Source organism: Chitinophaga sp. 22308 (genome assembly GCF_052045305.1).
Lineage (GTDB): Bacteria > Bacteroidota > Bacteroidia > Chitinophagales > Chitinophagaceae > Chitinophaga > Chitinophaga varians_A.
Window position 1 is genome coordinate 845958 of sequence record NZ_JBQEOP010000004.1, and the last position, 15521, is coordinate 861478.

7 protein-coding genes are annotated in these 15521 nt (G+C 50.2%); 6 read left to right on the forward strand and 1 reads right to left on the reverse strand.

Going from position 1 to position 15521, the window contains the following annotated elements; genetic code table 11:
- Nucleotides 1–63: 63 nt before the first annotated feature.
- From ACTJJS_RS19570 to ACTJJS_RS19580, 3 genes are read left to right on the forward strand one after another with little or no spacing between them, the layout of a single operon-like run.
- Entirely contained in the window at nt 64–1992 is a 1929-nt protein-coding gene (locus ACTJJS_RS19570) for an ATP-binding protein (protein WP_440664931.1), read from the forward strand.
- 57 nt (nt 1993–2049) lie between these two features.
- On the forward strand, nt 2050–3915 hold the full coding sequence (locus tag ACTJJS_RS19575; RefSeq protein ID WP_440664932.1) for a sensor histidine kinase: 1866 nt from the start codon (nt 2050–2052) through the stop codon (nt 3913–3915).
- Nucleotides 3916–3940: 25 nt separating this feature from the next.
- Nucleotides 3941–5818, forward strand: coding sequence for a sensor histidine kinase (locus ACTJJS_RS19580; RefSeq protein WP_440664933.1), 1878 nt, complete (start codon nt 3941–3943; stop codon nt 5816–5818).
- A 4-nt stretch (nt 5819–5822) separates the two neighbouring features.
- Here the strand turns inward: ACTJJS_RS19580 and ACTJJS_RS19585 are convergent, their stop codons facing one another.
- Nucleotides 5823–6833, reverse strand: a complete 1011-nt coding sequence (locus tag ACTJJS_RS19585; RefSeq protein ID WP_168870008.1) for a beta-ketoacyl-ACP synthase III — start codon at nt 6831–6833, stop codon at nt 5823–5825.
- Between the two features lie 193 nt (nt 6834–7026).
- Here ACTJJS_RS19585 and ruvA point away from each other — a divergent pair, with 193 nt between their 5' ends.
- From ruvA to ACTJJS_RS19600, 3 genes are all read left to right on the forward strand, one after another.
- Nucleotides 7027–7617: a Holliday junction branch migration protein RuvA gene (gene ruvA / locus ACTJJS_RS19590; protein WP_168870007.1), complete on the forward strand. Its 591-nt coding sequence runs from the start codon at nt 7027–7029 to the stop codon at nt 7615–7617.
- A gap of 136 nt (nt 7618–7753) precedes the next feature.
- On the forward strand, nt 7754–14932 hold the full coding sequence (sprA, locus tag ACTJJS_RS19595) for a cell surface protein SprA (RefSeq protein ID WP_440664934.1): 7179 nt from the start codon (nt 7754–7756) through the stop codon (nt 14930–14932).
- 159 nt (nt 14933–15091) lie between these two features.
- The gene (locus tag ACTJJS_RS19600; protein WP_440664935.1) at nt 15092–15460 is read left to right on the forward strand and encodes a hypothetical protein; all 369 of its coding nucleotides are present in this window, start codon (nt 15092–15094) and stop codon (nt 15458–15460) included.
- The last annotated feature ends 61 nt before the right edge of the window (nt 15461–15521 follow it).

Below are 15521 nucleotides of genomic sequence, written 5' to 3' on the forward strand. Positions count from 1 at the left end.
CAAAATGAACAGCCATGGGTGGCACCCTGTTCGCTGTATTATTTTTACTTTTCCGGTTGAATTATGATGATCCTCAGACGATATATGCTGTTGCATATGTGCTGGTTGTTGTTTGTTTTCCCGAGATTGCTGCATGCGCAGCATAAAGAGATCGGCAGGATCAAATCACAACTGCCGCATATAAGTGACAGCGTAACTTATGTAGATGCTCTCAACAGACTGGCGGCGGTGTACCAGGCCTGCCAGCTGGACAGCTGTGGGCGTTATGCGTCTATGGCGAGGGATATGGCCGTCCGCATCGGTTACCCCTCCGGCAAAGCCCGGGCGCTGCGTAACCTGGGTAATTACTACACCCTTCGTCCCCACCGTTACCTCTCTTACCTGTTTTATAACGATGCCCTGGAAGAAAGCCGCAACGCCGGCGATTCGGTCAACGTATCACAGGTGCTGATGAACATCGGCATCTATCACTATTTTACCGGGAAATATGCATCTGCCAATGATTACGTGGCCCAGTCACTGAAGCTTACCCGTCAACTGAAAGAAGACTCGCTGCATGCCCTCGGGCTGGGCAACTATTATGCTATCAATTATACCGACAGCAGTGCCCGCGCTGCTGCTGCCCGGGCGTTACAGGAAGCCATCACCCTGGCCGAGCGGTACCACGATATCCGTGAACTGCTTTATATCCGGCTGCTGCTGGCCAATGAAGACTATGTGGCGGAACGGTTTGATGCCGCCAAACAACGGGTACGGCAGGTGCTCGACACAGCTATAAGAGACGGGTTCGAATATTATGCCATGCGTGCCTCTATGGAACTGTCAGAGTACAAGAGCCGGCTCGGCGAGCCGGACTCGCTGGTCTATCTCCAGGATGCCGTAACACATGCTGTTGCCGGCGGATATGTAGGTCTGCTGTTGCCGCAGGTGACACAACTGTACCAGTATTTCCAGCAACGGAAAGATACCCTGCAGGCGGCCCGCTATAGCCGTATAGCCCTCAATATCATGCAGCAGCAACAGGATGATATGCAACAGGGGGAAATGGACTATATCGCCTATTCGCTGCAGGACCAGACACTGGACTCCCTGAAGATGCAGTCAGACCTGCAAAAGACGGCACTGCAGAAAACAAGGCTGGCACAGCGCTACTGGCAGTACCTGTTTATCTTCGTGGTGGCCATTATCATACTGCTGATGGTGCTCACCTGGTTCCTGATACGATCGTACCGATCCTCCCGCCTGCGTTCTGTAAGGCTTGCCCGCGTGAAAACTGAGATCGCCGCCGCCAATGAAGTGCTGAAAAAGAACGATGACTTCAAAAACAAACTTATCTCCCTGATAGCACACGATTTCAGAACACCATTATACAACATTATCGATATCACCGGTTTTGTGAATGAAGATATCCTTACCCCTGAAGACGCTACCAGCATGGTGATGGAAGTGGAACAAACCGCCACCGCCACGCTGACTGTTTTTGAGGAAATACTGAGTTGGATGCGGACACAACTGACGGGTTTTGTGTACCGGCCGCATTCCTATGTGCTGACCGACATGTTGGAGGTGTCTGCCCGTAATGTGCAACACCTGCTGCGTGAAAAAAATATCCGCCTGGAACTGGTTGTCCCGTCAGGGCTGACGGTGCAGGGCGACTTTGAAATGCTACAGTTTGTACATCGTAATTTTCTGCATAATGCCATTAAATTTTCACCGGAGAAAGGCGTTATAACGATCATGGCCCTACGTAAAAACGGCTATGTGGAAGTTTTTTTCCGTGACCAGGGACCGGGCATTGATCCGGTAGTGTTGCCGGGGCTTTTCACTTACAACAGTGAGAGCTATGCCCATAAGCGGTCTGGCAAAGGGGCCGGACTGGCGCTGATCATATGCCGGGACTTTATTGATAAAATGAATGGAGATGTAGGAGCTGTTAATAATGACCAGGGCGGAAGCACTTTCTTTTACCTTGTGCCGGAAATTGATGTTTAAAAGGATACAGCAAGCATGATAAAAGCGTTTATACGTCAACGTTATATATCCATAGTCATGACAGTTGCCTGGCTGCTGTTACTGCCGGTGCTGCAAAGCAGGGGGCAGGCAGCCGTATTGCCACGTTTGCAGCGTGATCTGGCGCAGCAGCGCGACAGCGCCGGCTACGTGTCCGTATTGGGCAAAATCGGCGCATTATACGCCAGCATCAACCTGGACAGTTCATTTTATTACGCACGCCAGGTGTTGGAGATAGCCAGCCGTCAGAAAAACCTCAAAGGCCTGGCTGACGGCAATAATATGCTGGGATGGTATTACACGGCCAAAACAGATTATAACGTAGGCATACAGTATGCCTATAAAGCATTGTTACTCAACGAGCAGCTGGGTGATTCCGCGCAGATGGTGCGCTCGTTGAACATTATCTATGGCTGTTATAAAAATTCCGGTCACCCGGCAGAAGCCAACAATTATTTCTACCGTGCTTTTCATATAGCCAACCGGCTGCCGCCGGATAAAGACTCCATAACAGCCACCATGCTGGTCAACTATGCCTGGCGTTTTTTTAATGACAGTACCAGAACGGATTCCGTTCGCCTGGTATTGCAGCGGGCCGCAGCTATCCTGAAGAAATATCCCGACAGCAGGGCCGGTTTTTATGTGGCTGCTTTTGAAGCCGATCTCCTGGTGCGGGCCGGCAAAGGGAAAGCGGCAGAAGAGCGGATATACACCCTCGCCGATCTGGCGCAGCAGAAAGGAATGCCCTATGTGGCTATGGACATGTACGGACGGCTATACGATTATCAGCGCCTTGGCTATTTTGCAGACTCCACCCGTTACCAGGAGCAGGCATACGAAGTAGCACGGCAATCGGCCAGCATGGAACTGAACCTGTACTGGCTGGGAAGGCTGTATGATTATCACCGCAGTCATCAACAGCGGGACAAGGTAGTGTACTATAGCAATGAAATCATGCGGCTGGCAGCGATGGACCGCTATCATAACAATCACCACGAAGCGGCTTACATTGATTTTTTCCTGAAAGAAAAAGCCTTGCAGGCTTTATCGCTTGCTACCAGGATACAGCAACAAGAGCTGGAAAAAGAGCTGGCAGAGAAAAAGAACCGCACGCTTATCGTCAAAGGACTGCTGATGATCATCATCCTGCTGATATCCCTGTTCGGCAGCCGGTACCTGCATTACCGCCGCTGGAAACAACAGGAAAGCGCACTGGAGCTCAGCTATGTGCAGCTGGCCAAAAACAATGCGGCCCTTACAGAGAACGATGTTTTCAAAAACAGGTTGATCAGCATGCTGGCAACAGACTTCAGGACGCCATTGCACCATATCATTGCTGTGGCAGACCAGTTAAAGACCGGCACGCTCACACAGCCTGAGGTAGTAAGCCTGTTGAAACAGATTGGCAACGCCTCCCGCAAAACGCTGGACGCGTTTAATAATATCCTGAAGTGGCTGAGGTTGCAGCTGTCGGGATTTGTATACCAGCCCGTCACCACGGAGCTGCTGCCGGTAATCGTGGAAGCGCTGGAGCCGTTGCAGGAAGAAATCCGGGATAAACAGCTGACCATCGTGAACCGTGTTGGCCCCAGGATTACCGTTATTGCGGATAAGGAGATACTGCAACTGGTAAACGTGCAGTTGTTGCAGGTGGCAGTCAGCACGGCGAGGCCGGGCACCTTGCTGCTGATCTCTACCTACGGCGAAAAGGGAAAAGTGACAGTGCGGTTTATGGTTGATGGCGGGGCCGCTACTGGTAAACTGCTGGAAGAACTGAAAGACAAGGAACACAATATTTTTGCGTTAGGTATTATTATCAGCCGGGACTTTATGCACAAGATGAAGGGAGGCCTGGTGGTGGAAGAGGAAGACAACGGGTTTCTCATGATGGAGTATACGATTTGATCTTGTAGTTATCCATTCAACGTATATGCGTCAGTGTTGTATTACCGCTTTAGCATGCCTGCTATGCTGGCAGCTGACAGCGCAGGTGCCGCAAATGCCGGAACTGCGCCGTGAGTTGTTGCAGCAGCGTGACAGTGCCGGTTATCTGGCGGTGCTGGGGAAGATCAGTGCGTTGTATTCCGTGATAGACGTGGACAGCAGTTTTCAGTACGCACTTAAAGTCCGCGATATGGCGGCCCGGCTGCACAATGCCAAAGGCTTGGCCGATGCCAACGATCTGATAAGCTGGTGTTATGCCCTGAAAACAGATTTCGGCGCGGCAGGTATCTACGCCTACAAAGCCTTGAAAATACATGAACAGCTGGGCGATTCCGCGCGGATTGCCAAAACACTCAGTAATATCTATGTGTATTACCGCAACATGGGGCGGCGCGAGGACGCCAATAATTATTTCTATCAGGCATTTAAAATGGCCAGCCGCCTGCCTCCCGGCAACGACTCTGTATATGGTATCCTGTTAGTTAACTATGTTATGCGTTTTTACAGGGACAGTACCCACGCGGACTCTGTTCATTGGGCATTAAAGCGTGCGCGGCGGGTTATTCAAAAGTATCCGCGTTCCAAAATCACTTTTTATGTAGAGGCTTATTCGCTGAACGACCTGGTGGAGAAGGGGCAGGGCCGCCAGGCGGAAGAAATGATTTATCAGCTGGCAGACAAGGCCCTGCGCAGTGGTATGCCTTATGTAGCGATGGACATGTACGGGCGGCTGGATGATTTTCCCCGTATGGGTTATCATCCCGATACGGTCCGGTATCAGGAGAAAGCGTACCAGTTAGGAGTGCAAACAGGTAGTATAGAACTGAACCTTTACTGGCTGGCACGGCTATACGATTATTACACACAGAAAAAAGATGCCGGGCGCGTAGTGCAGTATGGCCGGGAAATTATGCGGCTGGCGGCAGAAAAACGTTATCAGCCCAATGCCCATTCATTTGACTATATCAACATTTTCCTGAAAGAAAAAGCGGTGACAGATTTACGGCGGCAGAACCGGCAGAGGGAACAGCTACTGGCGGCGGAGCTGACAGAATCGGCCAATAACCAATTGATCGTAGTGGGAATACTGATCGTGGTGGTATTGTTCCTGGCCTTTTACCTGGGACGGTACTGGCATTATCTGCGATTAAAGCAGCAGGACGAGGCCCTGCTGCGGGGATATCGCGAAATGGCGGCCGCCAATCAGGCATTAACAGAGACAGATGCGTTTAAAAATAAGCTGATCAGCATACTGGCACGGGATTTCAGGGGGCCGTTGGTGCATTTGACCGAAGTGGCGGCGCGGTTTAAATCGGGCAACCTGTCGAAGGCGGAAATGGCTTCTTTTTTAAAGCATATCAGTGTCACTTCGGGTAAAGTGCTGGAAGTTTTTGACAAAATTTTAAAATGGCTGCGGCTGCAATTGTCTGGTTATCGTTATGAGCCTGTACGTTGTTTACTGCTGCCGCTGATGCAGAGCGCACTGGAGCCGCTGGAGGCGGAGCTGGCGCGGAAGCGGCTCATCGTCAAAAATTATATTCCCGCAAGTGCTTCCGCATTGACAGACGAAGAGATGTTGAAACTGGTGAACATACAACTGCTGCAGATAGCTGTGGCCGTGGCATTGGCCGGCAGTATGCTGGAAATATCCGTTGACCGGACAATGGCGCAAACAGAAGTGTATATCAGGGTGAAGACAGGAGAGGATGCCCGGTTTGTGCTGGAGGGACTGGAAAACTGGCAGGACAACGGCCTGGCGTTGGGGCTGGTGATCAGCCGTGACCTAATGAAGATGATGAACGGCTATATTATAGCAGAAGGCCAGGAACATTCGTACCTGGCCTTCGGGTATATTTTACCGTGAAAAATTACTTACCGAATTTTTCACCGTCGTAAGCCCATTTAATATAGCTGGCGCCCCAGGTGAAACCACCGCCGAATGCGGCCATAATGATGTTATCACCTTTTTTTAGTTGTTTTTCGTAGTCCCACAGGCACAAAGGAATAGTGCCGGCAGTGGTGTTGCCATAGCGGTGGATGTTCATCATGACCTTTTCTTCCGGCAGATTGATATACTGCGCGGTGGCCGCAATGATGCGTTTGTTGGCCTGGTGCGGAACGAGCCATGCGATATTTTCCGCATTCAGGTTGTTACGCTGCAGGATACCGTTGGCTGCTTCGGCCATGTTGGAAACAGCATATTTGAACACCATTTTACCTTCCTGGTATACGAAGTGTTCGCGGTTCTGTACTGTTTCGATGGTGGCTGGTTTTACGGAGCCGCCGGCTTTCATATGCAGGTATTCGCGGCCATGGCCATCGCTTTTCAGGATGCTGTCCATCAGGCCGTATCCTTCGGTGTTAGGCTCCAGCAGTACGCCGCCGCCGCCATCACCGAAAATGATGCAGGTAGTTCTGTCTGTATAGTCAATGATAGCGCTCATTTTGTCGGCGCCGATCACCATTACTTTCTGATAACGGCCACTTTCAATGAACCGGGCGCCGGTGTCCAGTGCGTACAGGAAACCGGAGCAGGCAGCACTGATGTCGAAACCGAATGCGTTTTTAGCGCCGATTTTATCTGTTACAACATTGGCTGTGGCGGGGAAGGTCATGTCAGGGGTTACAGTAGCTACGATCAGCAGGTCGATGTCTTCAGGGGTAATACCTCTTTTCTTGCAGATTTCCAGGGCGATAGGTACACATATGTCGGAAGTGCCTTTCCCTTCTCCTTTGAGAATTCTTCTCTCAGAAATGCCTGTTCTGGTCAAAATCCACTCATCCGTTGTGTCTACCAGTTTTTCCAGTTCCTGATTAGTCAGCACGTAGTCAGGAACATATCCACCCACCGCTGTGATAGCGGCCGTAATTTTATTCATATAAACTAAATATGTGTTTAAATCGAGGCGTAAAAATACGATATAAACGAATATTTCCTAAAAAAGTCGCATATGAACCCGTTAAAGGCTTGTCAATCCGTTAAAAGTTAGCATCTTTGTCGTTTATTGACACAGGGGGTAATTATTCCTCTTTTTTCGTAAGTTTAAGTAAATTATCGAACCTTTACCTTCTATGATCGCTTATTTGGATGGAAAATTGACTTATAAGTCACCAGCTCTTGTTCATATGGATGTGCACGGAATAGGATATGAAGTTCAGATCAGTCTGAACACCTATTCAAGGATACAGGGCCTGGACAGCTGTAAATTGTTAACCTTCCTGCAGATCAAAGAGGATGCGCACACGCTGTTTGGTTTTTTCGAGGAAGCAGAAAAAAACCTGTTCCTCTTATTGATCAGCGTATCGGGAGTAGGCGCCAGTACGGCGAGAATGATGTTGTCTTCTCTTCAACCGGAAGACATCCAGCGGGCCATCATGATGGAAAATGAAAAAATGCTGGAAGGGGTAAAAGGCATAGGGGCCAAAACAGCCAAAAGAATTATTCTGGAACTGAAAGACAAAGTAAAAAAACAAAAGGATACCGTCGGATTACAATTATCTGCTACCGTAAACAATACAATGCATGAAGACGCGTTAAATGCTCTGGTAACTCTTGGCATAGCCCGGAACATGGCGGATACGGCAATCCAGAGAGTTATGAAGAACGAACCACTATTGCAAAACTTGGAAGAGCTGATCAAAAAGGCCCTGAAAAGTTTATAATTTATATCAAGACCTCTATAAAAACCTATTTTTCTTGGCAAGAAAGACTTATTATGGCGCTTTTGCAGTAATAGGAATTGTATCTTTTATCATTGTTGACACCGCCGCAAGGGAACGATCCGGGAATTTTCATTTTTTGAGCAGAACGAGTTGGAAGTCGGATACCACAATTACTGGTAATACCAAAATCGATACTACCGGGAAGAAAGATACCTTGAAATATCCCCTGAAGGACAGGCGCGGCCCCAGTATAGCTGATCCGGCGTCCAGGAATGCTATAGACCTGAACGACCCGGCCAACATCAACAAAACAGTAGAATACGATCCCGTTACCAAGCAATACACCGTTACGGAGAAAATCGGTAATCAGAATTACCGTAACCCCACTTATATGAACTTCGACGAGTTCTATAAGCTCCAGTCAGCGCAAAGTGAAAGAAATTACTGGCAGAAAAGAGCCAGCGCCCTGGGTAACCTGAACCAACGGGGCAACGGCCCGCAGCTGTATAACGGCAGCAATCTCTTTGACCGCATCTTTGGCGGCAGTAAAGTGGATATCCGTCCCCAGGGTAGCCTGGACCTCACTTTCGGCTACCAGGGCCAGAACATCAAAAACCCGGTACTGGTGGAACAAGCCCGGAAAAACGGAGGGTTCAACTTCGACATGGGCATCAACATGAACGTGACCGGCCGCATCGGGGATAAACTGAAACTGATCACCAATTATAACACCCAGTCTACCTTCGATTTTGAAAACCAGGTGAAACTGGAATATACCGGCTATAACGATGAAATTATCAAGAAAATAGAAGCCGGTAACGTAAGTTTTCCCCTGCGTAGCTCCCTGATATCCGGTATACAGTCGCTCTTCGGGGTGAAAACCCAACTGCAGTTCGGCCGCCTCACCGTCACCAGCGTACTGTCCAACCAGAAATCGCAGAAGCAGAACCTCATGCTAAAAGGCGGCACCATGGTGCAGGACTATAACATCCGGGCCGACGAATACGAGGACAACAGGCACTTCCTGCTGGCACAGTTCTACCGCGACACCTTCAACTATGCAATGTCTAACCTACCCATTATCCGCTCCCTGTCCAATATCACCAGGATCGAGGTGTGGGTGACGAATAAAACAGGGGCCACCACTCAAACCCGCGACATCGTGGGCCTGATGGACCTCGGGGAATATAAACCCTATAATCCGGGGATCAGGGTAAACACCAGCTCGCATCTGCCAGACAGGGCCACCAACAACCTGTATGAAAGCCTGATCAGCGACCCCTCCAGCCGTAACACCAGCATCGTCGTAAGCCGTTTGCTGGCTTTGGGGCTTAAACCGGTATCGGAATTTGAAAAGACATTCGCCCGTAAACTGGATTCCACAGAGTATACGGTCAACAAACAACTGGGCTTCATCTCCCTTAACCAACAGCTGCAGCCAGACGAAGTACTGGCAGTGGCTTATCAATATACTTACAACGGCCGTACCTACCAGGTGGGTGAATTCTCACAGGACGTACCGCCAGACCAGAACAACAGCGCCAACTCCCCGGTACTGTTCCTGAAACTGCTCAAAGCCACATCTGCCCGTCCGGCACTGCCTATCTGGAAGCTGATGATGAAAAACGTCTACGCTACCGGCGCCTTCCAGGTAAACAAGGAAGACTTTAAAATGGACGTGTTCTATAAAGACCCCGGCGCAGATGGCAGGCCCCCGAGCGATAAACGCTACCTCCCCGACGCCAAAGGCGATTATGCCGGCGCTCCCATCATCACGGTGCTAAACCTGGACCGCCTCAATAACCAGCTGGACCCTCAGCCGGACGGTGTGTTTGATTACGTGGAAGGATATACGATCAACTCCCTGACCGGCAAGATCATGTTCCCCATGCTGGAACCTTTTGCTGACGGCCTCAAGAAAGCATTCGGCGGTGACGGTACACTCGAAAAACAATACCTGTACCGCGTACTGTACGACTCCATTAAGGTAGTGGCGCAACAGTTCCCGCAACTGAACCGCTACGTGATCCGTGGTTCCTATAAATCAGCCAATTCATCGGAAATCAACCTGGGCGGCGGTATCACCATCCCCCCAGGCTCCGTGACGGTTACCGCCGGAGGCCAGCTGCTGCGGGAAAACGTGGATTACATCATCGACTATAACCTCGGCAGGCTCAAAATCATCAACGGCGGGGTGCTCAATTCCGGCGTACCGATCAACGTGCAGTTTGAAAACAACGCGCTGTTCGGACAACAGGTGCGGAACTACTTCGGTACCCGCCTCGATTACCTCGTTAATGACAAACTCAGTATCGGCGGTACGATCGTCCGCATGACGGAAAGACCCTACTACCAGAAAGTGAACTACGGGGAAGACCCTATCAAAAACACGATGGTAGGCCTCGATGTGAACTATGCCTCTGAATGGAAAGGCCTGACCCGCTTCCTCGATAAACTGCCCAACTACAGCACCACGGCACCTTCCAGCGTCCTGTTCACCGGTGAGGTGGCCCGCCTCTTCCCCGGTCACAGTAAACTGATCAACCAGGCCGGCAGCAAACAGGGTACCGCTTATATCGATGACTTTGAAGGCGTGAAAAGCGGATATGACCTGAAATTCCCGGCTACCAGCTGGGCGCTGGCCTCCACGCCGAAAGGCGCCACCAACGCGGCGGGCAGCATATTATTCCCCGAAGCGGAAGTAAGCAACGTGTTGGAATACGGTAAAAACAGGGCTAAACTGGCCTGGTATATCCTGGAACCTACCCTTCAGTTACCGAAATCACCCAACCTGCCGGCAGGCATCACCGTGGATGACCAGTCAGATCCCCGCGTGAGGCTCGTTTACCAGAAAGAAGTGTTCCGTAACCGGTCTACAGACTTCGGCCAAAGCCAGCTCAGTACCCTTGACCTGGCCTACTATCCGACAGAAAGAGGCCCGTACAACTTCACCAGCAGCCCCACGGCTATGGACCGCGACGGTAAACTGGCCCGCCCGAAAACAAGATGGGGCGGTATCATGCGCGCCATCGACAACAGCGACTTTGAAACAGCCAATATCGAATATATCGAGTTCTGGATCCAGGACCCCTTCATTAAAACACCCGGTAGCAACGGAGGTTCCCTCTACTTCAACCTGGGTAACGTTTCTGAAGACATCCTCAAAGACTCGAAGAAATTCTTTGAAAACGGTATGCCCGACCCCCGGCAGGACCCGAATAAAATCGATTCCTCCAATTGGGGCCGTCAGCCTAAGTTCCAGCAACAGATCACACAGGCTTTCGATAACGACCCCAACATCCGCTCCTACCAGGACGTGGGGTATGACGGTCTGAAATCTTCTGACGAAGCAGCTTTCTTCAGAAAGTATATGGACACGATGGCGATGAACTTCGGTGGCTCTCCGGTATTTCAACAGGCACAGAGGGACCCGGCCAACGACGACTATAAGCATTACCGCAACGCCGATTACGACGCTGCCCGCGCCGGTATCCTGGAGCGCTATAAAAATTACAGCAATCCGGAAGGTAACTCACCGGTGTCTGACCCGAAATCCACTTTCTCTACTGCAGCCACCAATATCCCTGAATCAGAAGACCTGAACAGGGACAACACCATGAACGAAACGGAAGAATACTTCCAGTACCGCGTAGACCTCAAACCGGGTATGACCGTAGGTACCAACTATATCGTGGATAAAATTGATGCGCCGGTAGATCTGCCCAACGGTCAGAAAACCACCGAAACATGGTACCAGTTCAAAGTACCACTGAACCAGTTCAATTCAAAAGTGGGCAACATTCCCGACTTCAAGTCCATCCGCTTCATGCGTATGTTCCTCACTGATTTTGCTGATCCGGTGGTAGTGCGTTTCGCCAAACTGGAACTGGTACGCAGCCAGTGGCGCCGTTATATGTACGAACTGAAACCCGGTGATCCTATACCGCTGGACCAGACCACCACTTTTAACTCTTCTGCCGTTAATATTGAAGAAAACTCTTCCCGCAGCCCTATTCCTTACGTGCTGCCGCCGGGAGTGGTCAGACAGAATACTATCAGCACCAATAACACTACACTGCAGCTGAATGAACAGTCTTTGTCTGTTCAGGTAGGCAACCTGCAGGACGGTGAAACCCGCGCGTTGTATAAAACGCTCAACATGGACCTGCGCCAGTACAAGAAAATGGAAATGTATGTCCACGCAGAAGCCGTAGGTTCCGCCACCGCGTTGAAAGACGGACAGATGCAGGCCGTGATCCGTATCGGCAGCGACTTTGTGAGCAACTACTACGAATACCGCATTCCGCTGAAAGTAACTGCCTGGAATTCCAAATCACCTATTGAAATATGGCCCGACGGCAATAATATGCAGCTCATTATGGAGCGCCTCAGCCAGCTGAAACAGAAAAGGAACATGTGCGATTCCTGCTCTCCGCTGTTGCCTTACCCAATGACGCCGGTGGCCGACGAATTCGGCAACTTCATGTCTGTGGTAGGTAACCCCAGCCTCGGAGACGCCCGCACCATGATGATCGGTGTGACGAACCCGAAAGACGACGGCATGCCGCATTCCGCGGAAGTATGGTTTGATGAACTGCGCCTATCTGATTTCGATGAAAAAGGCGGTTATGCCGCCCTGGGCAGACTGGACCTGCAACTGGCCGACCTTGGCACCCTCTCGCTGTCCGGAAACATGCACACGGCCGGTTTCGGTAATATCGACCAGCGAGTGAATGAACGTTTCCGTGACAACTTCCTGCAGTACGACGCTGCGGCCAACCTCGATCTGGGTAAACTGCTGCCGAAGAAAACAGGCATGTCCATCCCGGTATATGCCGGTTATTCACAGTCAGTCAGCAATCCGGAATATGATCCTTATGACCTTGATATTAAACTGAAAGACAAGCTCGCGCTGGCGAGGTCCAGATGGGAGCGTGACTCCATCCGCAAAAATGCGCAGGACTTTACCTCTATCACGAGCCTGAACTTTACCAACGTCCGGAAGCTCAATATGCGGCAGGGCAAGCGTCACCTGTGGGATATCGAGAACTTTGACGTCAGTTACTCGTTCTCGCAGATCAACCGTCATAATCCGCTTATCCAGAGTGATCTGCTGACCAAGCACCGCGGCGGTATCGGGTACAACTTCGCTGGTCAGCCGAAATATATCGAGCCGTTCAAAAAACTGATCAAAACAAAAACACACTGGCTGGACCTCATACGCGATTTCAACGTCAACTATGTACCGTCCATTATCAGTTTCCGCGCAGACATTATCCGTCAGTTCGGCGCTTCCCGTATCCGTAACGTAGGGGGCGACGTGAAATACCAGTTGCCCGAAACATATGACAAGTACTTCACTTTTGACCGTTACTATACCCTGAAGTGGGACCTGACCCGCAGCCTTAATATAGAGTTCAACGCGGTGAGCAATAACCGTGTAGATGAACCGGCAGGCAGGATCAATACCGGAGCCAAACAGGATACCATCTGGCGTAACTTCTTTAAAGGTGGCCGGTCCGTGAACTACATGCATAATGCCAACTTCACGTATACGTTGCCTACTGCCAAGTTCCCGGCCCTGAGCTGGACCAACGTGGCCATCGGTTACAGTACAGAGTACCGCTGGACAGGCGCGTCCCGACTGGCGCTTTACCTGGGCAACGCCATTGAGAACAGTATGCAGAAAACGATGACTGCTGAGTTTAAGTTTGTGGAACTGTACAACAAATCCAAATTCCTCAGACAGATCAACACCCGCAAGCCTGTTTCCAATAACAATAACAATCAACAGAACAAAAACAACAATCAACAGAAAGATCAGCAAAATAATAACCAGTCATCTTCCGATGAGATCAACCCATGGGTGAAAGGTGTACTGAAAGCGCTGATGGCACTGAAGAGAGTTGGGTTCAACTATAACGAAAACGCCGGTACGCGTCTGCCTGGTTACCTGGACAGCACCAAAGTGCTGGGCATGAACTGGCAGTCCATGGCGCCGGGTATTGGTTTTGTGCTGGGTAAGCAACCGGACAAAAAATGGCTGGATGATTTTGCGAAGAAAGGCCTCATCACCCGTGACCCTTCGTTGAACATACAGTTCCAGCAGCAGTACACCCAACGTTGGGATTTACAGGCGCAACTGGAGCCGTTCAACGATCTGCGTATCGATCTGAGCATGACCAAGTCGTTCACCAAAACACATACAGAGCTGTATAAAAACCTGGTGGACTCTAACGGTGTTGATATGGGCTTCCAGCATCTGAGCCCTTATGATGCCGGTGGTTTTGAAATCTCCTACATCGCTATTCAAACGATGTTTGGTAAGATCAATACGGCCAATGGCGTATCAGAAACGTTCCGCAATTTTGAAGCCTACCGGAATATTATTTCCAAACGTCTTGGTGCTGCAAACCCATACAATAAGGACCCGGGTGTGCCGTCAGGTGATCCTAAAGATCCTACTTACGCGTACGGCTATACGAGATATGCACAGGACGTGCTGATCCCTGCGTTCCTTGCGGCTTACACCGGCAAGTCGCCAGACAAGATCGGTCTGTTGGAAGGACCGGGTAATACCGTGAAGTCCAATCCGTTCAGGAACTATGTGCCAAGGCCCAACTGGCGTATCACGTATAATGGTTTGACCAAGCTGGAACCTTTCCGCAGCTTCCTGACCAACTTTACGCTTACACACGGATATATCGGTTCGTTGTCGATGAACTCCTATAATACCTCCATGTATTATGAAGATCCAAGACTGGCGGGTTACCCGGCGTTCAGAGATACGATATCCGGCAACTACTATCCGTACTTCCTGGTGCCCAACCTGACGCTGACAGAGCAGTTCTCTCCTTTGCTGGGCGTGGACCTCACCTTTACCAACAGCCTCAATGCGCGGGTGGAATTCAGGAAAAGCCGTTCACTCAGCCTCAGCCTCATCGATTACCAGTTGACCGAATTACGTTCCAGCGAAATAGTGATCGGTGCCGGTTACCGTGTAAGAGGGTTACAATTGCCTTTTGCCGTAGGTAAAAATGGCGGCAAGCGTCTGCAGAATGATCTTAACTTCCGGCTGGACCTGAGCTTCCGGGATGATAAAACGGCCAATAACCGTCTGGATGCCGACCTGGTAATTCCTACCAGTGGTCAGAAGGTGGTAGGCATTGCGCCGTCTATCGATTATGTGGTGAATAACCGACTGAACCTGCGTTTCTTCTACGACCGCAGGCAGACGATCCCGGTTATTTCGACTGCTTATCCGATTACGAATACCAGAGGAGGTATTACCTTCCGCTTTGTGTTGTCGCAATAGTTAATTAACAGATACGGCTATAATAGTGTGTCCCCGGGGTTTTGCCCCGGGGATTTTTTTTGCCCTTCGGGCGATGTTGAACAAAAAGGCTGACGATGCTTAACAGCCACTCTGATAAAAATCATGCTCTCTTTAACATTTCTTTTATAAGTTTGTGTCGTGAAATATTTCCTCATCATATGCATTTCTTTGGGCCTCTTGCTGCAGACTTTCAGCAAAAGCCTCATAGTGCTGCAGTTCAGGGCGCAACAGTCCTTTATTGCACAGGTGCTTTGCGAAAACCGCAATAAGCCCGAAATGCATTGTAATGGTAAATGTTACCTGAAAAAGAAACTGGATCGCGATGCCAGCCAGGACAAAAACAGCAACATTAACAAGGAACGTTACGAAGTAATGTTTGTCAATGCCCTGCCTGAGCGGCTCACAGCGCCGTCTGCAGCACCTGTGGCGCACGTCATCTTCTACGCCGATCCATTCCTCGAAACTCCCGTCCATACAATTTTCCACCCGCCGCAGTCCCTGAGTTGACCACTCGTTTTAGCATGCTTTTTTAGTTAGATGACCTGACGATCAAATGATCGTACCGGTC

Bases quoted from the DNA above. Each gene is read 5' to 3' on its own strand.
- ACTJJS_RS19570 (WP_440664931.1), top strand. From the start codon at position 64: ATGATGATCCTCAGACGATATATGCTGTTGCATATGTGCTGGTTGTTG.
- ACTJJS_RS19575 (WP_440664932.1), top strand. From the start codon at position 2,050: ATGACAGTTGCCTGGCTGCTGTTACTGCCGGTGCTGCAAAGCAGGGGG.
- ACTJJS_RS19580 (WP_440664933.1), top strand. From the start codon at position 3,941: ATGCGTCAGTGTTGTATTACCGCTTTAGCATGCCTGCTATGCTGGCAG.
- ACTJJS_RS19585 (WP_168870008.1), bottom strand. From the start codon at position 6,833: ATGAATAAAATTACGGCCGCTATCACAGCGGTGGGTGGATATGTTCCT.
- ruvA (WP_168870007.1), top strand. From the start codon at position 7,027: ATGATCGCTTATTTGGATGGAAAATTGACTTATAAGTCACCAGCTCTT.